General features: G+C 68.9%; 21 protein-coding genes. 12 read left to right on the top strand and 9 right to left on the bottom strand.

Annotated features, from left to right (window positions below; genetic code table 11):
* Positions 1-63 precede the first annotated feature (63 nt).
* From MHN84_RS24895 to MHN84_RS24905, 3 genes are read right to left on the bottom strand one after another with little or no spacing between them, the layout of a single operon-like run.
* A complete protein-coding gene (locus MHN84_RS24895) occupies positions 64-744 on the bottom strand; it encodes an amino acid ABC transporter permease (protein WP_241207194.1) in 681 nt (226 codons plus the stop codon).
* Positions 745-763: 19 nt separating this feature from the next.
* Positions 764-1,588: a glutamate ABC transporter substrate-binding protein gene (locus MHN84_RS24900; protein ID WP_241207195.1), complete on the bottom strand. Its 825-nt coding sequence runs from the start codon at positions 1,586-1,588 to the stop codon at positions 764-766.
* 22 nt (positions 1,589-1,610) lie between these two features.
* Positions 1,611-2,339: an amino acid ABC transporter ATP-binding protein gene (locus tag MHN84_RS24905; protein WP_241207220.1), complete on the bottom strand. Its 729-nt coding sequence runs from the start codon at positions 2,337-2,339 to the stop codon at positions 1,611-1,613.
* Between the two features lie 122 nt (positions 2,340-2,461).
* Between MHN84_RS24905 and miaB the strand changes: the two genes are divergently transcribed.
* Together miaB and MHN84_RS24915 are read left to right on the top strand one after the other, a co-directional pair.
* Positions 2,462-4,003, top strand: coding sequence for a tRNA (N6-isopentenyl adenosine(37)-C2)-methylthiotransferase MiaB (gene miaB / locus MHN84_RS24910; RefSeq protein ID WP_255730907.1), 1,542 nt, complete (start codon positions 2,462-2,464; stop codon positions 4,001-4,003).
* Complete coding sequence (locus MHN84_RS24915) at positions 4,000-4,581, top strand: hypothetical protein (protein ID WP_241207196.1); 582 nt, start codon at positions 4,000-4,002, stop codon at positions 4,579-4,581. Before miaB ends, MHN84_RS24915 begins: the two co-directional genes overlap by 4 nt.
* A 3-nt stretch (positions 4,582-4,584) precedes the next feature.
* Here the strand turns inward: MHN84_RS24915 and MHN84_RS24920 are convergent, their stop codons facing one another.
* A complete protein-coding gene (locus MHN84_RS24920; RefSeq protein WP_241207197.1) occupies positions 4,585-5,967 on the bottom strand; it encodes a DUF349 domain-containing protein in 1,383 nt (460 codons plus the stop codon).
* Between the two features lie 171 nt (positions 5,968-6,138).
* On the opposite strand from MHN84_RS24920, the gene MHN84_RS24925 reads away from it, so the two are divergent.
* Genes MHN84_RS24925 through hflX form a run of 5 tightly spaced genes read left to right on the top strand, consistent with a single transcriptional unit; the run spans position 6,139 to position 10,974 of the window.
* Entirely contained in the window at positions 6,139-7,014 is an 876-nt protein-coding gene (locus MHN84_RS24925) for a DMT family transporter (RefSeq protein ID WP_241207198.1), read from the top strand.
* Between the two features lie 24 nt (positions 7,015-7,038).
* On the top strand, positions 7,039-7,725 hold the full coding sequence (locus MHN84_RS24930) for a hypothetical protein (RefSeq protein WP_241207199.1): 687 nt from the start codon (positions 7,039-7,041) through the stop codon (positions 7,723-7,725).
* Positions 7,722-8,636 carry a tRNA (adenosine(37)-N6)-dimethylallyltransferase MiaA gene (miaA, locus tag MHN84_RS24935; protein ID WP_241207200.1) on the top strand — a complete coding sequence of 305 codons (915 nt, stop codon included), beginning with the start codon at positions 7,722-7,724 and terminating at the stop codon, positions 8,634-8,636. Before MHN84_RS24930 ends, miaA begins: the two co-directional genes overlap by 4 nt.
* A 4-nt stretch (positions 8,637-8,640) precedes the next feature.
* Entirely contained in the window at positions 8,641-9,516 is an 876-nt protein-coding gene (gene dapF / locus MHN84_RS24940) for a diaminopimelate epimerase (protein ID WP_241207201.1), read from the top strand.
* 45 nt (positions 9,517-9,561) lie between these two features.
* Complete coding sequence (gene hflX / locus MHN84_RS24945) at positions 9,562-10,974, top strand: GTPase HflX (protein ID WP_241207202.1); 1,413 nt, start codon at positions 9,562-9,564, stop codon at positions 10,972-10,974.
* Here hflX and MHN84_RS24950 read toward each other — a convergent pair.
* Positions 10,964-13,243: a molybdopterin guanine dinucleotide-containing S/N-oxide reductase gene (locus tag MHN84_RS24950; protein ID WP_241207203.1), complete on the bottom strand. Its 2,280-nt coding sequence runs from the start codon at positions 13,241-13,243 to the stop codon at positions 10,964-10,966. The two genes, hflX and MHN84_RS24950, sit on opposite strands and share 11 nt — an antisense overlap.
* Positions 13,244-13,372: 129 nt before the next feature.
* Here MHN84_RS24950 and MHN84_RS24955 point away from each other — a divergent pair, with 129 nt between their 5' ends.
* Entirely contained in the window at positions 13,373-14,548 is a 1,176-nt protein-coding gene (locus tag MHN84_RS24955) for an acyl-CoA dehydrogenase family protein (protein WP_221359687.1), read from the top strand.
* Positions 14,549-14,685: 137 nt separating this feature from the next.
* Positions 14,686-16,767, top strand: coding sequence for a hypothetical protein (locus MHN84_RS24960; protein ID WP_241207204.1), 2,082 nt, complete (start codon positions 14,686-14,688; stop codon positions 16,765-16,767).
* Between the two features lie 18 nt (positions 16,768-16,785).
* Here the strand turns inward: MHN84_RS24960 and lexA are convergent, their stop codons facing one another.
* Positions 16,786-17,493 (bottom strand): transcriptional repressor LexA, encoded by a 708-nt coding sequence (gene lexA / locus MHN84_RS24965; RefSeq protein WP_241207205.1) that lies wholly within the window; start codon positions 17,491-17,493, stop codon positions 16,786-16,788.
* Positions 17,494-17,700: 207 nt separating this feature from the next.
* Between lexA and MHN84_RS24970 the strand changes: the two genes are divergently transcribed.
* Both MHN84_RS24970 and nrdR read left to right on the top strand, forming a co-directional pair.
* A complete protein-coding gene (locus MHN84_RS24970) occupies positions 17,701-18,189 on the top strand; it encodes a hypothetical protein (RefSeq protein ID WP_241207206.1) in 489 nt (162 codons plus the stop codon).
* 157 nt (positions 18,190-18,346) lie between these two features.
* Positions 18,347-18,811 (top strand): transcriptional regulator NrdR, encoded by a 465-nt coding sequence (gene nrdR, locus MHN84_RS24975; RefSeq protein ID WP_241207222.1) that lies wholly within the window; start codon positions 18,347-18,349, stop codon positions 18,809-18,811.
* Between the two features lie 6 nt (positions 18,812-18,817).
* On the opposite strand, the gene MHN84_RS24980 is transcribed toward nrdR, so the two are convergent.
* The 3 genes from MHN84_RS24980 to MHN84_RS24990 form a co-directional block, all read right to left on the bottom strand.
* Positions 18,818-19,510, bottom strand: coding sequence for a PhzF family phenazine biosynthesis protein (locus tag MHN84_RS24980; RefSeq protein ID WP_241207207.1), 693 nt, complete (start codon positions 19,508-19,510; stop codon positions 18,818-18,820).
* A gap of 57 nt (positions 19,511-19,567) precedes the next feature.
* Positions 19,568-20,590 (bottom strand): alpha/beta fold hydrolase, encoded by a 1,023-nt coding sequence (locus tag MHN84_RS24985; protein ID WP_241207208.1) that lies wholly within the window; start codon positions 20,588-20,590, stop codon positions 19,568-19,570.
* Between the two features lie 81 nt (positions 20,591-20,671).
* Entirely contained in the window at positions 20,672-21,661 is a 990-nt protein-coding gene (locus MHN84_RS24990) for a proteasome assembly chaperone family protein (protein WP_241207209.1), read from the bottom strand.
* 185 nt (positions 21,662-21,846) lie between these two features.
* Here MHN84_RS24990 and MHN84_RS24995 point away from each other — a divergent pair, with 185 nt between their 5' ends.
* Positions 21,847-22,659: a serine protease gene (locus MHN84_RS24995; RefSeq protein WP_241207210.1), complete on the top strand. Its 813-nt coding sequence runs from the start codon at positions 21,847-21,849 to the stop codon at positions 22,657-22,659.
* The last annotated feature ends 5 nt before the right edge of the window (positions 22,660-22,664 follow it).

A 22,664-nucleotide genomic window follows, 5' to 3' on the forward strand; every position in this document is an offset into this window, starting at 1 on the left:
CGCGAACTCGAGCAATTCGAGCCCAATGCACGCGAGTTCGTGTCTGCTCGCGGAAGAAAGTAGTCACCTCGCCACCGCCAGTCGCCGACCCAGCCAGCTGAACAGCAGACCCAGCGGCAGGGTCAGGATCACGAAGCCCAACGCGAAGATCGAACCCACCACCAACACCGCCGCGGTGTTCTCGATCATCTCCTTCATCAGCAACGCAGCCTCGGCCACCCCGGACGCCGAGGCGATCGTCGTGTTCTTGGTCAGCGCGATCAGGACAGAGCCCAGCGGAGCAATCACGGCACGAAACGCCTGCGGTAACAAGATGATTCGCAGGTTCTGGGAAAACGTCAGCCCGAGTGAGCGGGCCGCCTCGGCCTGCCCGAGGGGGACCGTGTTGACACCCGAGCGCACCGTCTCACACACGAACGACGCGGTGTAGACGGTGAATCCGAGGACGGCCAGACGGAACCCGCTGTCGGCGATGAACGTCGGCGACGTCCGGTCGGCCAGCGTGATGCCGAGCGTCTGTGCCAGCCCGAACGAGCAGAACAACACGATCAGCGTCAACGGTGTGTTGCGGACGATGTTGACATACGCGGTGCCCAGCCAGTTCAGCATGGGCACCGGCGCCAGCCGCATCGCGGCCAGCGCCGTGCCCAACACGAGCGCGCCGATCGCCGAGAACACCGTCAGCTGAATCGTCGTCCAGAACGCCGCGAAGATCTCGGATCGGTACTCGGTGAAGATGTCCACTTCCGTGCCGGACCGGCGACTACTTGTCGAGCGGCGGCGGCGCGGGCGCCGTGATCCCGGCCGGCCCGAGGTTCTTGTCGAACGCCGCCTTCCAGGCCCCGCTGTCCTCCATCTTCTTCAGCGCGTCGTTGATCTTGGTCTTCAGCTCGTTGTCGTCCTTCTTCAGCCCGATGCCGTAGCGCTCCTCGGAGAACGGCTCACCCACGATCTTGAACGTGCCGGGGCTCTGCGCGGCGTAGCCGGCGAGAATCACCTCGTCGGTGGTGACCGCGTCCACCGCGCCGTTCTTGATCGACTCGATGCACGCCGAATAGGTGTCGAACTGCTGCAGCTGCACCTTCGGGTATTCGTCCTTGATCTTCTGCGCCGGCGTCGACCCCGAGACCGAGCACAGGATCTTGCCCTCCAACGAGGCCTTGCCGGTGATGTCGTTGTTGTCGGCCCGGACGAGCAGGCTCTGACCGGTGATCAGGTACGGGCCCGCGAACGACACTTTCTCCTTGCGCGCGTCGGTGATCGAGTAGGTCGCAGCGATGAATTTCACCTGGCCGTTCTGGATGAGGTTCTCCCGCTGCGACGACGGGGATTCCTTCCACTCGATCTTGTCCGGGGCGTAGCCGAGTTCGCCGGCCACGTAGGTCGCGACGTCGACGTCGAACCCGCTCATCGTGCCGTCGGGGTTCCTCATGCCCAGGCCCGGCTGGTCGAACTTGGTGCCGATGACGATAGTGTCGCCACCCCCGCCACCGCCTCCGCCGGTGCCACCACCGCCGCACGCAGTCGCGGCGAACGGCAGGGCGGCGGCCAGCGCGAGTGCGGCTATCGCGCGCGGGGAGAAAGCCATGATCAGGTGTTTCCTTTCGCAATCAGTGATGCAGGATCTTGCCGAGGAAATCTTTGGCGCGCTCCGACGTCGGATTGTCGAAGAACTGCGCGGGTTCGGCGTTCTCGACGATCGCTCCGTCGGCCATGAACACCACACGGTGGGCGGCGCGCCGGGCGAAACCCATCTCGTGGGTGACCACGAGCATCGTCATACCGTCGGCCGCCAGGTCGGTCATCACGGAGAGGACCTCGTTGATCATCTCCGGGTCCAGTGCGCTGGTCGGTTCGTCGAACAGGATCACCTTCGGGTTCATCGCCAGCGACCGTGCGATCGCGACCCGCTGTTGCTGCCCGCCCGAGAGTTGCGCGGGGTACTTGTCGGCCTGGTTGGCCACCCCGACCCGTTCCAGCAGCGACATCGCCGCCGTGCGGGCGTCGCCGCGGCCCTTCTTGCGCACCTTCACCGGGGCGAGCATGACGTTCTCGACGATCGTCTTGTGGGCGAACAGGTTGAACGACTGGAACACCATGCCGACGTCGCTGCGCAGCTGGGCGAGTTTGCGGCCCTCCGCGGGCAGCGTCTGCCCGTCGATCGTGATCGTGCCCGAATCGATCGTCTCGAGCCGATTGATGGTGCGGCACAACGTCGATTTGCCGGACCCCGACGGGCCGATCACGACGATGACCTCACCCTTGCCGACATCGAGATCGATGTCCTGCAGGACGTGCAGGGAGCCGAAGTGCTTGTTGACCGCCTTCATCGAGATCATCGGCACGTCAGGGGACTCCCTGGGGCTCTCCATGGGTGGTGACCTTACCCAGGGAACGCACACATGGCCCCGCAACCGGAGCAATCTGCGCCCGAGCGGGCCACCCAGCGCGCCGCCGTAGGATGGTCGCCGTGACTTCGGTGGTGACCAGGCAGGGCGACGCTTCGGCAGCCGAGCGCCCGGCACGCACTTTCCAGGTCCGCACCTACGGCTGCCAGATGAACGTGCACGACTCCGAGCGCCTGTCCGGCCTGCTCGAAGAGGCCGGCTACCAGCGCGCCGCAGACGACGCGGACCCCGACATCGTGGTGTTCAACACCTGCGCGGTCCGGGAGAACGCGGACAACAAGCTCTACGGCAACCTGAGTCACCTCGCGCCCCGCAAACAGGCCGATCCCGACATGCAGATCGCTGTCGGCGGCTGCCTGGCCCAGAAGGACCGCGACGCGGTGCTACGCAAGGCGCCGTATGTCGATGTCGTGTTCGGCACCCACAACATCGGCTCATTACCGGCTCTGCTCGACCGGGCGCGGCACAACCGCACCGCGCAGGTGGAGATAGCCGAAGCGCTGCGCGAGTTCCCGTCCTCGTTACCCGCACGCCGCGAATCCGCCTATGCGGCGTGGGTGTCGATCTCGGTCGGCTGCAACAACACGTGCACCTTCTGCATCGTTCCCTCGCTCCGCGGCAAAGAGGTGGACCGCCGGCCCGCAGATGTGCTGGCCGAGGTGCGGTCACTCGTCGACCAGGGCGTGCTGGAGATCACGCTGCTCGGCCAGAACGTCAACGCCTACGGCGTGTCGTTCGCCGACCTGGATCAGCCCCGCGATCGCGGCGCATTCGCCGAGCTGCTCCGCGCGTGCGGACAGATCGACGGGTTGGAGCGGGTGCGGTTCACCTCGCCGCACCCGGCGGAGTTCACCGACGACGTCATCGAGGCGATGGCCGAGACCCCGAACGTGTGCCCCACCTTGCACATGCCGCTGCAATCCGGTTCGGACCGGGTGCTGCGGGCGATGCGGCGCTCCTACCGGGCGGAGCGATACCTCGGGATCATCGACCGGGTCCGCGCGGCGATCCCGCACGCGGCGATCACGACCGACATCATCGTCGGCTTCCCCGGGGAGACCGAAGAGGATTTCCAGGCCACCCTCGACGTCGTTGCGGCGGCGAGATTCGCCAGCGCGTTCACGTTCCAATACAGCAAGCGACCGGGCACCCCGGCCGCCGAGCTGCCCGATCAGATCTCCAAAGATGTTGTCTCGCAGCGCTATCAGCGACTGATCGAGCTTCAGGAGAAGATCTCGTGGGAGGAGAACTCGGCGCAGATCGGCCGAACCGTCGAGGTGCTCGTCGCCGCGGGGGAGGGCCGCAAGGACACCGCCACCGCCCGCATGTCCGGCCGTGCACGCGACGGCCGGCTCGTGCACTTCGCGCCGGGGCCTGACGCTGCGGCGATCCGTCCCGGCGACGTGGTCGTCACCACGGTCACCGGCGCCGCGCCCCACCACCTGATCGCCGACGCGAGCCTCACCTCCCACCGGCGCACCCGCGCCGGTGACGCACACGAGAGTGGGCAGCGGCCCCGCACCGGAACCGGCCTCGGTATGCCCGGGATCGGCGTGCCCGTCCAGCCCGCCGTCGCGACCGGGTGTGCCCGATGAGCGGCCGCCCCGACGACTTCGACCACCTCCGCGAAGACCTCGAGAAAGCCGAGCGCCGGATCGCCCGGGAGATCGACCCGGGACCCCGCGCGCTGGCCATCGCGATCTTCGTCTTCGCCCTGCTGGCCACGCTCGCGTTGCCGCACGCCGGTGACGCACGCGGTCTGGACGTGCTGGCCGGCTCCGACGCGGCGCACGCCAGCGCCATCGCGTTGCCGCACAAGGTGTTCGCCTGGTTGGCGCTGGTGTTCGGCGGCGGCTTCTCTATTCTCGCGCTGCTGACCCGGCGCTGGGCGCTGGCGTGGATCGCGCTCGCCGGCTGCACCGTGGCGTCGTTCCTCGGACTGCTCGCCGTGTGGTCCCGCCAGACCGCGGCCGCGCCCTATCCCGGTCCGGGCATCGGACTGCTGATCGCCTGGTTCGCGGTCATCCTGCTCGCCTACCACTGGGCCCGTGTGGTGGCGGCGCGAACCGCGCTGCAGCTGGCCACCGAAGAGCACCGTCGCCGGCTGCTCGCCGAACGGGAGAACCGGGGCCTGCTCGACACCTTCGGCGACGACGACCCGCCGGCGACCTGACCGCTAGCGCCTCTTCTCGAGCGCCTCTGCCGCCGCCTCAGCCCACTGCCGCCACTGCTGTGCGCTGGCGCGGGCCTGTTCAGCGTCCTTGGCACGGCCCGCCGCTTCGGCTTTCTCGGCCTGGCGTTCGAACTGCTCGGCTCGTTCCCGGAACTGGTCCGCGCGTGCCTGCGCCTCCGGATCCACGCCGCCGGTCGGAGCGTCGCGGATCTTCTTCTCCACCGCACGCATCCGGCGCTCCAGCTCGGGCGCACGCTCCCGCGGGACCTTGCCGATGGCATCCCACTTGTCGCCGATGACCCGCAGAGCGGCACGGGCGGCGTCGCGGTCGGAGGGATCGATCCGCTCGGCCTCGGCCAGCAGGGCCTCCTTGGCCTGCGCGTTGGCTGCGAACTCCGCGTCGCGCTCGGCGTTGGCGGCGTTGCGAGCAGAGAAGAACTTGTCCTGCGCGCCCTTGAAACGCTGCCACAGCGCGTCGTCGACGTCTTTGGCGGCGCGGCCCGCCGCTTTCCACTCCGTCAGCAGATCCCGGAACGTCGCCGAGGTGGCGCCCCAGTCGGTGGAGTCACTGAGTTCCTCGGCGCGCACACACAGCGCTTCCTTGGTCTGCCGCGCGCCGGCGCGTTCCCGGTCCAGTTCGGCGAAATGCGAACCGCGGCGCCGGTTGAACGTCTCGCGCGCGGCCGAGTACCGCTTCCACAGCGCGTCGTCGGTCTTGCGGTCGACGCCGCTGATCGTCTTCCACTCGTCGAGGATGGCGCGCAACCGGTCCCCTGCGGCCTTCCACTGCGTCGCGGTGGCGGCCAGCTCCTCGGCCTCGACGGCGAGCGCCTCCTTGCGCGCGGTCTGCTGGGCGCGGAACTCCTCGCGCCTGGCCTTCTCCTCCTGCGAGGCGCTGTCGGCCTGGGTGACGATCGCCGCCAGCCGCTCCGACAACGAATCGACGTCTCCGAGCACGTGAGCCTCGGGCAGGCCCTCCGCCAGCGCCAACGCCGCGGTGCGGATCTTGCGGGCATCGCCCGAACCCGACGCCAGCCGACGCTCGAGGAGCACCACTTCGGTGTGCAGATCGTCGAAGCGGCGGCCGAAGTGCGCGTAGGCGGCTTCGGCATCGCCGGCCTGCCACGACCCGATCTGCCGCTCCCCGGCAGCGGTGATCAGCCACACCGTCCCGTCCGGGTCGACGCGGCCGAAACGGTGGGGATCGCTGGACGGCACCGTCGCGACGACCGGGGCGGCCGCCGGTGTCGCCGGGCGCGGAACGGGACGTGGCGGGCCGGGTTTGGGCCGCGCGCTCGACGGGCCGGGGCGCGGCGGCGAGGCCGTCGCAGAGCCTGTCTCGGGTGCACCGGTGTCTGCGGATTCGCCCGGGCCGGTCGTCGTCATGTCATTACCTCGTGTCTCCGCGCGGGTCCCGCGCACCTGCCGCGCAGCGCGGCGCCTGAAGATGGTGTGAACGCTATTCAAACAGGTCGCCCGGCGCTGCGCCCACGGCTTCGCCTCCACGGTCTCTAGGCTCGGTGCGAAATCGAATCGGGTGGGTCGGGGAGGTGGTCGATGGCGAAGGCGGAGATCGCCGCCGTGCTGGCGTTGGCCGCGGCCCTGTTCATCGCCATCGGCGACGTCATCCACCAGCGCAGCGCCCACGACGTCACCGACGAACCGGTCGGCCACGTCGCGTTGTTCAGCCGGCTGCTCCGCGATGGGCAGTGGTGGCTGGGCAGCGGAGTCGCTGCCGTCGGCTTCGCGCTGCAGGCCGCCGCGCTGGGCCTGGGATCGGTGCTGCTGGTGCAGGCGCTGTTGGTGACCTCGCTGCTGTTCGCGCTGCCGATCAGTGCGCGGATGGCGGGCCGGCGGGTGACCAACTGGCAGTGGTTGTGGGCCGCCCTGCTGGCCGCGGCGGTGGCCGTGATCGTGACGGTGGGCAATCCGACCGAGGGCGCGTCACGGGCGTCGCTGCACACATGGGTGTGGGTGGTCGCCGTGCTGGGGCCGGCGCTGGCGTTGTGTCTGCTGGTCGCGCAGGTGACCTCACCCACGGTCAGCGCGGTGCTGCTGGCGGTGGTCTCGGGCGCGCTGTGGGGGTTGTTCGCGGTGTTGACCAAGGCGGTGGTGACCCGCCTCGACCTGGGCAGCTGGGCCGGGATCGGCATGCTCGTGCGGACGCCCGAACTGTATGTGTGGGCGGCGGTCGCCATCGCCGGCACCGCGATGCAGCAGGCCTCGTTCCGGTCCGGGGCATTGACGGCGTCGCTGCCCACGATGACGGTCGCCGAACCGGTGGTGGCCGGCGTGCTGGGCGTCGTCGTGCTCGGTGAGACGCTGCACCCCGGCGAGGCCGGGGTCTTCGTCCTGGTCGTCGCCGTCGTGGTGATGGTCGTCGCGACCGCGGCACTGGCCCGGGGGGAAGCGGCTACACGAGAACCCGGCTGAGCCGCGCCGGTTAGGTTGGTGTCCGTGCTGACCGCCATCGCGATCGTGCCGTCACCGCCGGTCATGGTTCCCGAACTGGCCGGGGCGGCCGCCGCCGAGGTCGCCGATCTGTGCACCGCGGCAGTGACGGCGGCCGGCCGCCTGCCCTCCCGCTGGGTCGCCGTCGGCGTGGCGGCCGAGGACGCCGTATACGGGCCCGACACGACCGGCACCTTCGCCGGGTACGGGGTGGACGTGGCGATCCGGCTGTCCGGCGCGGCGGCCGGCGAACCCGAACCCCTGCCGCTGTGTGCGCTCATCGCGGGGTGGCTACGCGGTCTCGTCGCTGATTCGGCTTCGGTCGAGGTGCGCACCTGGACCGCGGACACGCCGTCGGCGGTCGCGGTGGCCGCCGGCCGGGAGCTACGGCGTGAGCTCGACGCCACGCAGGAGGCCGTCGGGGTGCTCCTGGTCGCCGACGGAGCCAACACCCTGACCGCGGCCGCACCCGGCGGGTACGACCCGGACTCCGTGCCGTTGCAGGCCGCTCTCGACGACGCGCTCGCCGGGGGCGAATGCGCAGCGCTGGCCGCTCTGCCCGACGGCATCGTCGGCCGGGTCGCCTACCAGGTGCTCGCCGGCCTTGCCGAACCCGGTCCGAGCGCCGCCGAGCAGCTCTACCACGGGGCCCCTTACGGTGTCGGCTACGTCGTGGGCGTCTGGACCCCGTGACCCGGCCGCTGGCGATCATCGGCCCGACCGGCACCGGCAAATCCGCCCTCGCGCTGGCCGTCGCCGACCTGATCGGCCACTCCGTCGAGGTGGTCAACGCCGATGCGATGCAGCTCTACCGCGGAATGGACATCGGCACGGCCAAGCTGCGCCCCGACGAACGCCACGGGATCCCGCACCACCAGCTCGACGTGCTCGAGGTGACCGAGACCGCGACCGTGGCCCGCTACCAGCAAGCCGCATCCGATGACATCGAGGCGATCCTGGCCCGCGGCGCGGTGCCGCTGATCGTCGGCGGCTCGATGCTCTACATCCAGTCCCTGCTCGACGAGTGGTCGTTTCCCGCCACTGATCCGGATGTGCGGGCTCGGTGGGAGGCGCGGTTGGCCGAGGTCGGAGTCGCAGGACTGCACCGGGAGCTCGCGACGGTGGACCCCGCCGCGGCGGCGTCGATCCTGCCCAGCGACGGGCGGCGCATCGTGCGTGCCCTGGAAGTCGTCGAGTTGACGGGCCGGCCGTTCGCGGCGTCGGCGCCCACCATCGGGGCGCCGCGATGGGACACCGCGATCGTCGGATTGGATTGGCCCCGCGACGTTCTCGATCGCCGCCTGGCGCAGCGTACCGACGCCATGTTCGCCGCGGGCCTGGTCGACGAGGTGCGCGCGCTGACCGAACGTGGCCTGCGGGAAGGCGTCACCGCGGCCCGCGCGCTCGGCTACGCACAGGTCCTGGCCGATCTCGACGCCGGCGGCGACGGCACGACCGCGCGAGTTCCCACCTTCGTCGGTACCCGCCGCTACGTCCGCAGGCAGCGGTCGTGGTTCCGCCGCGATCACCGCATCACCTGGCTCGACGGCTCCTCCGCCGATCTCGCCGACAGCGCAGTGCGCATCTGGCGGGACGTATCCTGAGCCAGTGGAGTTCGCCAAAGGTCACGGCACGCAGAACGACTTCGTCGTGCTGCCCGACCTGGCGGCCACGCTGACGCTGGCACCCGCCGCCGTCGCCGCGCTGTGCGACCGCAGACAGGGTCTCGGCGCCGACGGCGTGCTCCGCGTGACCACCGCGGGCGCGGCGCGAGCAGCAGGTGTGTTCGATCGGCTGCCGGAGGGGCTGAGCGACGGCGATTGGTACATGGACTACCGCAACGCCGACGGGTCGATCGCCCAGATGTGCGGTAACGGGGTGCGGGTGTTCGCGCACTACCTGCGGGCGAGCGGGCTCGAAACCCGCGACGAGTTCGTGGTCGGATCGCTCGCGGGGCCGCGCCCGGTGGTGCTGCACGCCGTCGACGCGGTGCGCGCCGACGTCACCGTCGAGATGGGCAAAGCCAATGTGCTCGGCTCGTCCACGGCCACCGTCGGCGGACGGTCGTTCGCCGGCCTCGCCGTCGACGTCGGCAATCCACACCTGGCCTGCGTCGACCCGGGGCTGACCGCAGAGGCGCTGGCCGCCCTGGACGTGGCGGCGCCGGTGAGCTTCGACCGCGAACAGTTCCCCGACGGAGTCAACATCGAGGTGCTCACCGCCCTGGACGCCGATTCCGCCGTCACCATGCGTGTGCACGAGCGCGGCGTGGGGGAGACCCGCTCCTGCGGGACCGGCACCGTCGCCGCCGCGGTCGCCGCGCTGGCCCAGCAGGGCGCGCAGACCGGCGAGGTGAGTGTGCACGTCCCGGGCGGCGCCGTCACCGTCACCGTCACCGACGCGAGCAGTCACCTGCGCGGACCATCGGTCCTGGTCGCCCGTGGCGAGCTCGCCGAGGAATGGTGGGCCGCGCATGGACGTTAAAGCGGGTGCATGAACAGTGTTCTCCGTGCGAACCTTGATTCGCCTATGACGTATCCCGAATTCCGCAATGACACCCCCAGCCTTGGTGAGCTGGCCCTCGAAGAGCGCTCGGCCCTGCGCCGCGTGGCCGGGCTCTCCACCGAACTGGCCGACATCTCCGAGGTCGAATACCGCCAGCTGCGCCTCGAACGAGTGGTCCTGGTCGGCGTCTGGACCGAAGGCTCCGCCGCCGACGCCGACGCCAGCCTCGCCGAACTGGCCGCGCTCGCCGAGACCGCGGGCTCCGAGGTGCTCGAGGGCCTGATCCAACGCCGCGACAAGCCCGACCCCGCCACCTACATCGGTTCCGGCAAGGCGGCCGAGCTGCGCGAGATCGTCGTGGCCACCGGCGCCGACACGGTCATCTGCGACGGTGAGCTGAGCCCGGCCCAGCTCAACGCGTTGGAGAAGGTGGTCAAGGTCAAGGTCATCGACCGCACGGCCTTGATCCTCGACATCTTCGCCCAGCACGCGACCAGCCGGGAGGGCAAGGCGCAGGTCTCGCTCGCACAGATGGAGTACATGCTGCCCCGGCTGCGCGGCTGGGGTGAGTCCATGTCCCGGCAGGCGGGCGGCCGGGCCGGCGGCGCCGGAGGCGGCGTGGGCACCCGCGGCCCCGGTGAGACGAAGATCGAGACCGACCGCCGGCGCATCCGAGAGCGGATGGCCAAGCTGCGTCGTGAGATCAAGGACATGAAGAAGATCCGCGACACCCAGCGCAGCGGGCGCAGGCGCAGCGAGGTGGCGTCGATCGCGATCGTCGGCTACACCAACGCCGGCAAATCCAGCCTGCTCAACGCGCTCACCGGAGCCGGCGTGCTGGTCGAGAACGCATTGTTCGCGACCCTCGAACCCACCACGCGCCGTGGACACTTCGACGACGGACGGCCGTTCGTCCTGACCGACACGGTCGGATTCGTGCGACACCTGCCCACCCAGTTGGTCGAGGCGTTCCGCTCGACGCTGGAGGAGGTCGTCGACGCCGAACTGCTGGTGCACGTGGTCGACGGGTCCGATGTGAACCCGCTGGCCCAGATCAACGCTGTGCGCGCAGTGATCAACGACGTGGTCGCCGAGTACGGCATCGCGGCGCCGCGAGAACTGTTGGTGGTCAACAAGACCGACGCTGCCAGTGGACTGATGCTGGCCACGCTGCGCCGGGCGCTGCCCGAGGCGGTGTTCGTCTCGGCGCACACCGGCGACGGACTTGACCGGCTGCGGGCCCGGATGGCCGAACTCGTCGAACCCACCGACATGGCCGTCGATGTGACGATTCCCTACGACCGCGGGGACCTGGTCGCGCGGGTGCACTCCGAAGGCCGCATCGACGCCACCGAACACATCGAGGCAGGCACCCGGATCAAGGCCCGGGTGCCGGTCGCGCTCGCCGCCGGACTGAGCGAGTTCGCTACCTTCTGACTATTCGCGGCGGCTGATGTGCGCGCACCGGAGGCGGTGTCGCGGTGTACTTCTCGATGTCGACGAGGACGTGTGCGCCAGTACAGCCATGCGCCAGCGATGACGTGCCGATGTCGTCGGTGAGCACGTTGGGGTTGCCGTGCACGCACATCGCATCGGGATCCGCGGGGTCGATCGGGTCGTACCACGCCCCGGTCGACAGTTGCACGACCCTCGGCCGCACCCGGTCATCGATGAGCACTCCGGCCAGGCACGCGCCGCGGTCGTTGAACACCCGCACCACGTCGCCGGTGTTCAGTCCGCGGGCCTGCGCGTCCGACGGATGCATCCGGACAGGTTCGCGCCCGGCCACTTTCGAGTCCTGGCTCGCCTTTCCTCCGTCGAGTTGGCTGTGCAGCCGGGCTGCGGGCTGGTTGGCCACCAGGTGCAGCGGATAGCGCTGCGCGCGTGGACCGCCGAGCCATTCGGCGGGTTCGAACCACGCCGGATGCCCCGCGCAGTCCGGATACCCGAAGCCGTCGATGTCAGTGGAGAAGATCTCGATCAGCCCGCTGCGCGTGCCCAGCCGGTGCGCGACCGGGTCGGCGCGAAAATCGGACAGCAGGGTCAGGCCGTCCTCGACCGGGAGCTCCAGCCGCCCCGCCGACCAGAATTCGTCGAACGTCGGCACGGTGAAATCCAGTGTCTGTGACCACGTCTCGTAGAGGTGGTGCAGCCACTGCGCCGACGTCCGACCTTCCGTGAAAGCCTCTTCGACATCGAGGGCGGCCGCCAGCGCGGCGAAGGTGTCGTAATCGTCGCGTGCGTCGGCATAGGGCTCGGTCAGCCGCGGCATCGCCATCAGCACCGGATCGTTGCGAGAACCGGAGAAGTCGTCGCGCTCGAGGAACGTCGTCGATGGCACGACGATGTCGGCGTGCCTGGCCATCGCTGTCCAGTACGGCTCGTGCACCACGATGGTGTCGACCCGGCCCAGCGCGCGACGCAGCCGCGGAATGTTCTGGTGATGGTGGAACGGATTGCCGCCTGCCCAGTACACGAGCCGGATGTCGGGATAGGTGAGCCGTAACCCGTTGTAGTCGAACGGCTCTCCCGGGCGCAGCAGCATGTCGCTGATGGCCGCGACGGGGATGAACGACGTGACGGGGTTGAGGCCCTGCGGGAGGCGGGGCAGTGCACAGCGCAGCGGCGGCAGCCCCGGCTCGTTCATCGACCCGTAGCCGTGGCCGAATCCGCCGCCGGGCAGCCCGATCTGCCCCAGCATCGCGGCCAGCGTCAACCCCATCCACGGCGCCTGCTCGCCGAACCTGGTGCGCTGCAACGACCAGCTGACCGTGACGATCGTGCGGTGCGCGGCCATCTGGCGGGCCAGCGCGATCAGGTCCTGGGCGTCGAGGCCACAGAGCGCGGCCGCCCACTGCGGCGATTTGGGTACGCCGTCGTCGCCGCCGAGCAGGTAGTTCTCGAAACGCTCGTACCCCGTGCAGTAGGTGGCGAGGAATCGGCGGTCGGCCAGCGACTCGGTTGCCAGGACGTATGCCAGAGCCAGCATGATCGCCACGTCGGTGCCGGGCACCGGCGCGAACCAGTCGCAGGGTCCGTCGACGTCGTCGCGCAACGGCGAGAACGACACGATCCTGCCCCCGCGCTCGCGGAAGCGGTGCAGCGCGTCCCGGGCCGGATGTGCCGTCGTCCCACCGTGATTGACGCCGGTGTTCTTCAGCGCCACCCCGCCGAAGCACACCAGCAACTCGGTGTGCTCGACGATGACGTCCCAGGCGGTGGACCGCTTGAACAGATCGTCATGGGTGCCCACCACGCGCGGCATGATCACCCCGGTCGCGCCCAGACTGTAGGAGTGCCGGGAGAACGTGTACCCGCCAAGGCAATTCAGGAAGCGATGAACTTGGCTCTGCGCATGATGGAAGCGGCCGGCGCTGGCCCAGCCGTATGAGCCGCCGTAGAGGGCGGTGTTGCCGTACCGGTCGATGACACGGCGCAGTTCGGCGGCCAGGAGTTCGGTGAGCTCGTCCCAGCTGACGGCGACGAAGTCGTCGGCACCACGGTGGTCGCTCGGTCCGGGGCCGGCCTCGAGCCAACCGCGGCGCACCGCGGGGCCGGTGATGCGCGACGAGTGACGGACCGAACCCGGCAGATTGCCCAGCGCGGGTGACGGGTCGGTGTCGCCGGCGATCGGGGCCACCGCGGCGACGTCGCCGGCCTCGACGGTGGCGCGGAATGCGCCCCAGTGGGTGAGGCTGGTGCCCATGGGCCCGAGTGTAGGGCGGGCGTGTGCAGGAAAGCGCGCCGGATTCTCCGCGCCGCCGTGCGACCAACCATCCGGTTGGGTGGGGTAGCGTGGCGGCAACGATTCCGATCACCGACGCGAGGAACCTCCATGGGCTCTGCAGCCGAAAAATCCGTCATCGCCTACGAGCGCACGCTGTTCGAACCGGAGCACGAGATGTTCCGCGACTCCTTCCGCACGTTCCTCGAGCGCCACGTCGCGCCGTTCCACGATCAATGGGAGGCCGACAAACTCGTCGACCGCAGCGTCTGGGTGGAAGCGGGCAAGCAGGGATTCCTCGGCATGGCGGTGCCGGAGGAGTACGGCGGCGGCGGAGTGACCGACTTCCGCTACAACACCGTCATCACCGAAGAGGTCACCGCCGGCCGTTACAGCGGCCTGGGCTTCAGCCTGCACAACGATGTGGTGGCGCCCTACTTCATCCGGCTCGGCACCGAGGAGCAGAAGCAGCGCTGGCTGCCCAAGTTCTGCAGCGGCGAGTACATCAGCGCGATCGCGATGACCGAACCCGGCACGGGCAGTGATCTCCAGGGCATCAAGACCCGGGCCGTGCGCGACGGCGACCACTACGTGCTCAACGGTTCCAAGACCTTCATCACCAACGGCATCCTGTCCGACCTGGTGATCGTCGTCGCCCAGACGGACCCGGACAAGGGCGCGCTCGGCTTCTCGCTGCTGGTCGTGGAGCGCGGTATGGAGGGATTCGAGCGGGGTCGCAAGCTGGACAAGGTGGGCCTGGACGCCCAGGACACGGCCGAGCTGTCGTTCACCGATGTGAAGGTGCCCGTCGAGAACCTGCTCGGCGAGGAAGGCCAGGGGTTCATCTACCTGATGCAGAACCTGCCGCAGGAGCGCATCAGCATCGCGATCATGGCCGCGGCGGCCATGGAAGCCGTGCTCGCCGGCACGCTGCAGTACACCAAGGAGCGCAAGGCGTTCGGCAAGCCGATCGGCAGCCAGCAGAACAGCCGCTTCCTGTTGGCGGAGCTGTCCACCGAAGCCACCGTGGTGCGCCTGATGGTCGACGAGTTCATCCGCCTGCACCTGGAGGACAAACTCACCGTCGAGCAGGCGGCGATGGCCAAGTGGTACAGCACGGAGAAGCAGGTCCACCTCATCGATCGCTGCCTGCAACTCCACGGCGGATACGGCTACATGCGCGAATACGACGTCGCGCGCGCCTATCTCGACGCCCGGGTGCAGACCATCTATGGCGGAACCACCGAGATCATGAAGGAGATCATCGGCCGTAGCCTCGGCGTGTAGCCGCTCAGTGGCATTTTCGGTGCACTGTCGGCGAGGTGACTTGGTAAACGGAGTCCACTGACGCAGAGTGAACGCACGCGGTAATTTCTCGCTGAACCGTGATGGAGTACATCAGTCGCCGACCACGGGGAGGATGAATGACCCGGCAGCCGATGCTGCGTCGACGTGGGTCCAGTCGTTGGGCGCTCGGATTGCTGGGGGTCGCCGCGGCGCTGCTCCTCTCGCCTGTCGCCACCGCACAACCCGACGTCGACGCCGGCAACGCGATCACCGCCACATGGCAGGCCACCGGCGGTGAGACCGGCCCGCTGGGGCCACCCAACGGCGACGTCTACCCGGTCGGGCCGGGTTTCGCCCAGAACTTCGCGTCGGGCAAGGTGTTCTTCACCCCGGCAACCGGTGCGCACTTCATGCAGGGCGCCATCCTGGAGAAGTACGAGTCGCTCGGCGGCGCCGCAGACAGCGATCTCGGGTTTCCGACCATCGACGAGGGGCCCGGACGCGCGCCCGACAGCCGCAACAGCACGTTCAGCGCGCCGGACAACCCGGTCATCTTCTGGACGCCGAACACGGGCGCGCACGTCGTCCGCGGCCCGATCAACGCTGCCTGGGATCAACTCGGAGGCTCGTCGGGAGTCCTGGGTGTCCCCGCCGAGGACGAAACGTACGACGGTGCGGTGGTGACGCAGAAGTTCACCGGTGGCCAGATCTCCTACGACGGACGTACCAAGAAGTTCACCACCGACCCGGCCGACCTGGCCGGGCAGCTCACCGATCTCTCCGTGCCGGACGACCCGGTCTCGGCGATCAACGCCGCCCGCCGGGCCGCCGGGGGTCCGCTCGGTCCGTTGGGCGCCAGCGAAGGAGAGCCCTACAAGATCGGTGCCGACGGTCTGGGTCAGGACTTCGTCAACGGCAAGATCTTCTACAGCCCGGCCACGGGCGCGAACGTCGTCACCGGTCAGGTACTCGCCAAGTACGAAAGTGTGGGCGGCCCGGAGGGAGACCTGGGATTCCCGATCACCGGCGAGAAGGACGGCGGAGTCGCTCCGGCGAGTCGCATGAGCAGCTTCGCCGCAGCGGACAAGCCGGTGATCTTCTGGACTCCCGACTACGGTGCCGTGATCGTGCGGGGCGCCATGAACGCCGCGTGGGAGAAGCTCGGCGGCGCCACGGGTGAGCTCGGTGTCCCGGTCGACGATCAGACCCAGAGCGGGGACGAGATCACCCAGAAGTTCAGCGGCGGCGCGATCACCTACGACACCGCCACCAAGCGGTTCAGCACCGAACCGCCGAACCTCGCCTCGCAACTGGCCGGTCTCGAGGTTCCGGGAGAGCAGGCGGCCGAGGCCACCCCCGCGGCGCAGGGGGACTCCGGTTCCGGTTCCGGGGTTCGGTGGACGTGGTGGTGGCTGCTGGCGATCATCCCGGTTTTGCTGATACTCGCGGTGGTCGGGCTGGCGGTTGCCCGGCGTCGACGCCGCGAGCACGACGACGCATACGCACTGCCTGCCTATGGCCGGGATGATCTGGATGACCGGGATGGCCTGAACGAGGGCCACGACCACGACTACGAGCCCGCGAATTCCGAGGTGGGGGAGGACGCGTTGTTCGGCGACCGCTACGCGCGGGAGGGTCTGGGGTCGGTGACCCCAGCCGCCGGACATGAACCGAGTGGGCTGAGCCTGTGGGGGCTCGGTGAGTCGACCGCCGCCGACCGGTCCGACCCGACCGATCACGGCGACGATCCCTTCGTCGAGCAGGACGACCCCGATGCGATCGACACCGCTCCGACTCGGGTTCAGTCGGCGCCCGAACACGACTTCGTGCAGCCGGCGGCAGAAGAGTCCCCAGCTGACGAGCAGGTGTACGACGCGCCGGTGACGGTGGACGACCATGATCCTGACCGCGATCACGACGCCGCCACGTCGGCTCTGACCGCCGCCCCGTTGATCGCTCCGATGCTCGAGCGGGACGAGGTCACCGACACCGGCAGGCACGCCCGCATCGACGACGACGACATCGCACCGATGGGCACGGCGCTGCATCTGCCCCTCGACGATCCCGACGCGATTCCCGACGGGTATCCGATCAAGGCCGACACCAGATCAGGTCTGTACTGGAGTCCCGGCAGTGCCGATTACGACGAGGTGCGGGCCGAGATCTGGTTCGCCACAGAGGAGATCGCGCGCACCAACGGGTTCGTCCGCGGAGGCTGACGAACCCCGTCGGTGACGTCAGATCTTGCGGATGACGGTCACGACCTTGCCGAGAACGGCAGCGTCGTTGCCGGGGATGGGGTCGAACGCCGGGTTGTGCGGCATGAGCCAGACTTGACCCTTGGTTCGTTTGAACGTCTTGACGGTCGCTTCACCGTCGATCATGGCCGCGACGATGTCACCGTTGTCGGCGACGTTCTGCTGCCGCACGACGACCCAGTCGCCGTCGCAGATCGCTGCGTCGACCATCGACTCACCCACGACCTTCAGCAGGAACAGGGAGCCCTCCCCGACGAGCTCCCGGGGTAGCGGGAACACGTCCTCGACGGCCTCCTCCGCGAGGATGGGACCACCGGCCGCGATGCGCCCGAGCACCGGCACGAACGTGGGCTCCGGCAGCGTGTCCGAGCCGGAGACCTCCGTCGTGATGACCGGAGGCGCCACGACCTCGTCGAGGCCGCGCACGTCGACGGCCCTGGGACGGTTGGGATCCCGACGCAGGTAACCCTTGCGTTCCAGCGTGCGCAGTTGGTGTGCCACCGATGAGGTCGACGTCAGGCCGACGGCGTCGCCGATCTCCCGAATGCTCGGTGGGTAACCGCGGGTGGTCACCGAAGAACGGATGACCTCGAGGATGGTGCGTTGACGTTCGGTCAGGCCTGACCCGCGGTCACGTCGGTTGGCGGAGTCCGGACCGGCCGTGGTGTCGCTGCTGTCGTCGCTCATGGTCACGAATGTAACGCGCGACGCACGCGTAATCAAACATGTGTTCGAGGCGTGTTGTCCGTACCTGATCGGGAGGATGCGGCCGGATCGACGTGTCGGTGCCCTCCGTTAGCGTTCGCAACAGTTCGATCACGTGTTCTATTCATCGAACACATGATCGAGTAAGGTTCGAACACAAGAGCGAATCCCGGAGCGAAAGGCAGTCAGATGACCGTTCTCCACACGCCCGATGTCCGTCAGCCCGCAGGCCGGTGTGCCCGTCCTGTGCGGATCGGCCCGGCCAGCGCGGCCGCGCCGAACGGGCGGACCGTCAGGGCGCGCCGGCAGCGCCGCCGCCAGCGGCCTGGAGGCGCTCCGCTGCAGTACCGCGGCAGCGGCGTGCTCGTGTCGCGGGCCTCGCATCGCCGCCGTCCCATCACGCCCGCGGCCACGGTTCTGCTGGCGCTCGTGGCCGGGGCGATCACGCTGTGGCTGGGCCTGGTGGCTCAGGCCGGTGGCGTGGTCGGGCCGCAGGCAGAGGTTCCTGGCCGGCTGGCAGTCGTCCAGGTGCACACCGGAGAGTCGTTGCAGCAGGTCGCTCAGCGCGTCGCTCCGCATGCGCCGGTGACCGATGTGGTCGCCCAGATCCGCGAACTCAACCAGCTCGAGACGGTCGCGCTGACCGCCGGTCAGACGTTGATCGCACCGATCGCCTGAGCGCGGACGAGCAGTCTCGCCGGTAGGCAGCGCCGTGGCGATCGTGGACATCTCGGTCTGGAACGCGCCGATGGGTCCTGTGCTGAGCTGCGTGCCGTCGCCGCAGGTACGCTCGAAGGCGTTCGAAGTGGTCCGTCGGTGCGGTGAAGGAGCGGTGGTGCACTGTCCGTTCTGCCGTCACCCGGATTCTCGGGTCGTCGATTCCCGAGAAACCGACGAGGGCCAGGCAATCCGCCGACGCCGCTCGTGTCCTGAATGCGGGCGCCGGTTCACCACGGTCGAAACCGCTGTGCTGGCGGTGGTGAAGCGCAGCGGCGTCACGGAACCGTTCAGTCGCGAGAAGGTGATCAAGGGTGTGCGGCGGGCCTGCCAGGGACGGCAGGTCGATGACGACGCACTGAATCTGCTGGCGCAGAAGGTGGAGGACGCCGTGCGCGCCACCGGATCTCCCGAGGTGCCGAGTCACGAAGTGGGACTGGCGATCCTGGGTCCCCTGCGCGATCTCGACGAAGTGGCCTACCTGCGATTCGCCTCGGTGTATCGGTCCTTTTCCTCGGCCGAGGATTTCGAGCGCGAGATTGAGGCTCTGCGTGCGCACCGCGAGGTGTCGGCGAACGGCTGAGGCCGCTCAGTCGAGCTCGCGGTGGCCGTCCTCGACCACCCGCCCGGCCACCCGCACCCATCCTTCGGGGCTCCACACCGTGTGGATCACCGAGCCGCGGCCCTGCACGATGGTCAAGTCGCGGCTCAGGTATTCAGTGATACGCACGGCCGCTGCGCCCGTCGCCTCGTCCTCGCGAATGCCGAGGCCCGGGGCGAACATCCGCGACTGAATGGCGCCGGCATCCCGGTCGCGCCAGGTCCACAGGTAGTACTCGTCGGCATCACCGTCGCCATAGTCGTCGGGATCGGCGGCGGCCAATGACTCGAGGTCGTCGATGTCGTAGATCGCGAACTCCGGGGCCCATTCGGCGCGTGCGCTCACCGTGGTCAGGGCATCGCTGTACTCGACCTGGACGAGCCCGGCAGGCACCTGCAACGTCCGGATCGGTGTGCCCCGCTGCTTGAGCCACCATGCCGCACCGACGGTCGGATGCCCGGCGAACGGCAACTCGGTGGTCGGAGTGTGGATATGAGCATGCGCCGTGCGGCTGCCGGACTCGGGCATGGTGACGAAAATCGTTTCGCTGTAGCCCAATTCGGCTGCAATGCGCTGGCGGTCCGCAGGGGACACGGTAGCGGAGTCGATGACGCCCAGCGGGTTACCGAAGTCGCCCTGCTCGTCGGTGAAGACCCGCAGCACAGTCACGTCGATGGCCATGAACCGATGCTACGACGAGGACGCGCCGTGGCGGCGACGCTGAGACGACAGTCCTGCTCAGGTGGCGCTGCGCTCGTCGGCGCCCATCGCATCGAGCACCGCGACGCGGGTGTCCACCGAGCCCGACAGAGCGCTCTCCTCGATCCCGGTTCGCAGCAGCGAGCGCAGATACTCCTGGTCGTACACCGCGGGCTGGGTGCCGTCGATGAACTTCTCGACCACCTCGACGAAGCGGTCCGGATCGTCGTGGAAAGGGAAATGCCCGGAACCGGGGAAGATCTCGAGTTGTGAGCCGGGCATGGCGGTGTGGGCCATCTCGGCATGTCCGACCGGAATCACCGAATCGCCGCTGCCCCAGATCAATTGCACCGGGACAGATTGCGTCAGATAGCAGCGGTCGAGCATCGTGACGACCTGGCCGCGCCAATCCACGACGGCGCGCAACGTCCGTGCGAAAGCCGACGAGGCCGTTGGCTCCGGCAGATCGGCGAGGATCCGCAGCATGTCCGGGATGTCGCGACCCGCGCCGGTCGACCCGAACAGCGCACCGCCGAGCCGGCCCGCGAGCTGTAGCGCCGGCAGCACCAACGGCAGGCGCAGCAGCGCAAGAGCTTCGGTACCCAGCGGCAGGGACGCCAGCCGCAGGGCGATGTTGACATCCTTGGTCACCCCGCCGGCGCCGACGAGGATGAGCCGCTCGACCAACTGGGGGAACTGGTAGGCGAACTGCATCGCGACGCCACCGCCGAGCGAATGGCCGATCACGGTCGCGCTGTCGATACCGAGCACACTGAGGAGATCCCGCATGCCGTTGGCGTATGCGGCGACAGAGTAATCCGCGCGCGGCTTATCGGACTTCCCATGGCCGAGGAGATCGGGCGCGATGACCGTGAAGCGCTGCGCCAACGCGGTCTGCACCGTGCTCCACGTCGTGGAGTTGTCACCGATTCCGTGGATCAACAGGATCGCCGGCCCGGAACCGGCGATGCGGTAGGCGCGCCGGTAACCGTGGATCGTGCGGAACTGCAACGTCGGCGTCAGCTCGCGCACCGGACGCAGGTTCGGTGTGCGTTCGGTCATCGCCCGCGATCACATCTCATGTCGCCCACTTCGTCGTCGGGACGGGTCGGACCCTGTGAGGCCCTGACGGACCCGGGACGACTACGAGCTGTCCCGGGGATCGTCCTTGTCTTTGTCCTTCTGGTACTCGCCGGCCTGCTGGGCGAGGAACCGCTCGAATTCGGCGCCGAGTTCGTCGCCGCTGGGCAGTTCCTCGTCGCGCGCAAGGAGGGACCGGTTCTCCTGTGCGGCAACGAACGCATCGTATTGCCTCTCCAGGGCGTCCACCACCTGAGCGACCTCCGCGCTCGCGGCCACCTGCTCGTTCACCTTCTCGGCGACCTCTGCCGCCGCCCTGCTCAGATCGGCGGTCGGGATCTGCAGCGATGCGCTGCGCGCCACCTCGGCCAGCAGCGTCTCCGCCGCGGCCGGGTACTCCGTCTGCGCCAGGTAGTGCGGCACGTGGACGCTGAAGCCGACCACTTCGTGACCGTGCTGAGCCATCCGGAACTCCAGCAGATTCGACACGCTGCCGGGCACCGCGACCTCACCGACCCAGGGCTGGTGTTCGGCGATGAGCTCTTTGTCGTTGGCATGCGCGGTCAGCGTGATCGGGCGCGTGTGCGGCACAGCCATCGGGATCGCACCCAAGCCGATGACGCGTCGCACCGCCAGCTGTTCGGACAAAAGTCGCACGGCGGTGATGAAGCGCTCCCACCGCAGATCCGGCTCGAGCCCGGCCAGCAACAGAAACGGCGTCCCGACGGCGTCGCGGATGGCGTACAGGTTGAGTTCGGGCTCCTCGTAGCTGGTGAAGTGGTCGGTCTTGAACGTCATCAGCGGGCGCCGCGACCGGTAGTCGAGCAGCTCGTCGATCGCGAAGGACGCCACCAGCTCGGTGTCGAGGGTGCTCTTGAGGTGCTCCGCGGCCAGCTTGATGGCCCGGCCCGCGTCCGAGAAGCCCTCCAGGGCGTGGATCAACACCGGTCCGCGCCCGTCGGGGGAAGAAAGCGAAGGCGCGGGGAACTCGAGCTCGTACATGCCCGTCTGCTCGGGCCGGTAGTGCTGACCGGAATCCGTCTCGTCAGCCATGTTCCTCGCCTCCTCTCGATGTCGGGTGTCCCACCAGTGTCTCTCACCGACGATCCTGCGCCCCACCGGAGTCATCACCCAAGTCATCGAACGCTCGTGCCCCGACGTGGCATTCCGCTGCACCCGGGCCCGATCTACCCTCGCTGACCGTCACGAAAACGCCACGAGGAGGATCATCGGAGGGTATGCGCTTGCTCGCCTGCGTTCGGCCTGTCCTGGCGGTGCTCACCACGGCCATGCTGACCGCGTGCGGGGCGGCCCATTCTGCACCGCAATCGGCGATCGCACCGACGACGAGCAGCGTTGACCAGATCCCCGCCGCGCAACCCGTGACGCCGGATCCCCGAGTCGGTGCGCTGTTCCACGGCGCCGACGACCTGCACTTCTGCACCGCCTCGGTCATCCAGTCCGCCGTCGCCGATCTGATCCTCACCGCCGCCCACTGCGTGACCGACGGCGACGACACCACCTTCGTGCCCGCGTTCTCCGGGGCCGCGTCGCCGGATGACTCGTGGCGGATCGACGCCGTCTACCTCGATCCGCGCTGGACGGCCGACCAGGACCCCGCTGCGGACTTCGCGATCGCACGGGTCAGCCGCAACGACGGTGATTCGTTGCGATTCCTCGCCGGTGGCGGACTACGTCTGGGCACCGCACCCGCAGCCGGGACCGACGTCACTGTCGTCGGCTACAGCAGCGGCGTCGGAGGGGGACCGACCGCATGCTCCGCGGCGACCGCGCCGCCGCGCGACGGATTCCCGGTGGTGCACTGCGACGGCATCGTGGCCGGTTTCTCCGGGGCGCCGTGGATGTCGGGTTCGGCGGTGGTGGGGGTCATCGGCGGACTCGACGGCGGGGGATGCCGCGACGAGGTGTCCTACTCGCCGGCCTTCGGCCCCGCCATCCGCGCGCTCGTGGCCCGCGCGGAAGCGGACGGGCCATCAGATGACCCGCCGAGCGGATTCGACGACGGCTGCAGCGCGATCCCGGGCGGCTGACCGTC

Source organism: Mycobacterium sp. PSTR-4-N (assembly GCF_022348085.1).
In the GTDB taxonomy this organism is placed as follows: domain Bacteria; phylum Actinomycetota; class Actinomycetes; order Mycobacteriales; family Mycobacteriaceae; genus Mycobacterium.

Excerpts from the sequence above, each read along its gene's own strand:
- MHN84_RS24980 (WP_241207207.1), bottom strand. The coding sequence starts at position 19,510 with ATGGCCATCGACGTGACTGTGCTGCGGGTCTTCACCGACGAGCAGGGC.
- MHN84_RS24995 (WP_241207210.1), top strand. The coding sequence starts at position 21,847 with ATGCGCTTGCTCGCCTGCGTTCGGCCTGTCCTGGCGGTGCTCACCACG.
- MHN84_RS24990 (WP_241207209.1), bottom strand. The coding sequence starts at position 21,661 with ATGGCTGACGAGACGGATTCCGGTCAGCACTACCGGCCCGAGCAGACG.
- MHN84_RS24925 (WP_241207198.1), top strand. The coding sequence starts at position 6,139 with ATGGCGAAGGCGGAGATCGCCGCCGTGCTGGCGTTGGCCGCGGCCCTG.
- hflX (WP_241207202.1), top strand. The coding sequence starts at position 9,562 with ATGACGTATCCCGAATTCCGCAATGACACCCCCAGCCTTGGTGAGCTG.
- MHN84_RS24950 (WP_241207203.1), bottom strand. The coding sequence starts at position 13,243 with ATGGGCACCAGCCTCACCCACTGGGGCGCATTCCGCGCCACCGTCGAG.
- MHN84_RS24985 (WP_241207208.1), bottom strand. The coding sequence starts at position 20,590 with ATGACCGAACGCACACCGAACCTGCGTCCGGTGCGCGAGCTGACGCCG.
- MHN84_RS24900 (WP_241207195.1), bottom strand. The coding sequence starts at position 1,588 with ATGGCTTTCTCCCCGCGCGCGATAGCCGCACTCGCGCTGGCCGCCGCC.
- miaB (WP_255730907.1), top strand. The coding sequence starts at position 2,462 with ATGGTCGCCGTGACTTCGGTGGTGACCAGGCAGGGCGACGCTTCGGCA.
- MHN84_RS24960 (WP_241207204.1), top strand. The coding sequence starts at position 14,686 with ATGACCCGGCAGCCGATGCTGCGTCGACGTGGGTCCAGTCGTTGGGCG.
- MHN84_RS24905 (WP_241207220.1), bottom strand. The coding sequence starts at position 2,339 with ATGATCTCGATGAAGGCGGTCAACAAGCACTTCGGCTCCCTGCACGTC.
- MHN84_RS24955 (WP_221359687.1), top strand. The coding sequence starts at position 13,373 with ATGGGCTCTGCAGCCGAAAAATCCGTCATCGCCTACGAGCGCACGCTG.
- lexA (WP_241207205.1), bottom strand. The coding sequence starts at position 17,493 with ATGAGCGACGACAGCAGCGACACCACGGCCGGTCCGGACTCCGCCAAC.
- MHN84_RS24920 (WP_241207197.1), bottom strand. The coding sequence starts at position 5,967 with ATGACGACGACCGGCCCGGGCGAATCCGCAGACACCGGTGCACCCGAG.
- MHN84_RS24915 (WP_241207196.1), top strand. The coding sequence starts at position 4,000 with ATGAGCGGCCGCCCCGACGACTTCGACCACCTCCGCGAAGACCTCGAG.
- MHN84_RS24970 (WP_241207206.1), top strand. The coding sequence starts at position 17,701 with ATGACCGTTCTCCACACGCCCGATGTCCGTCAGCCCGCAGGCCGGTGT.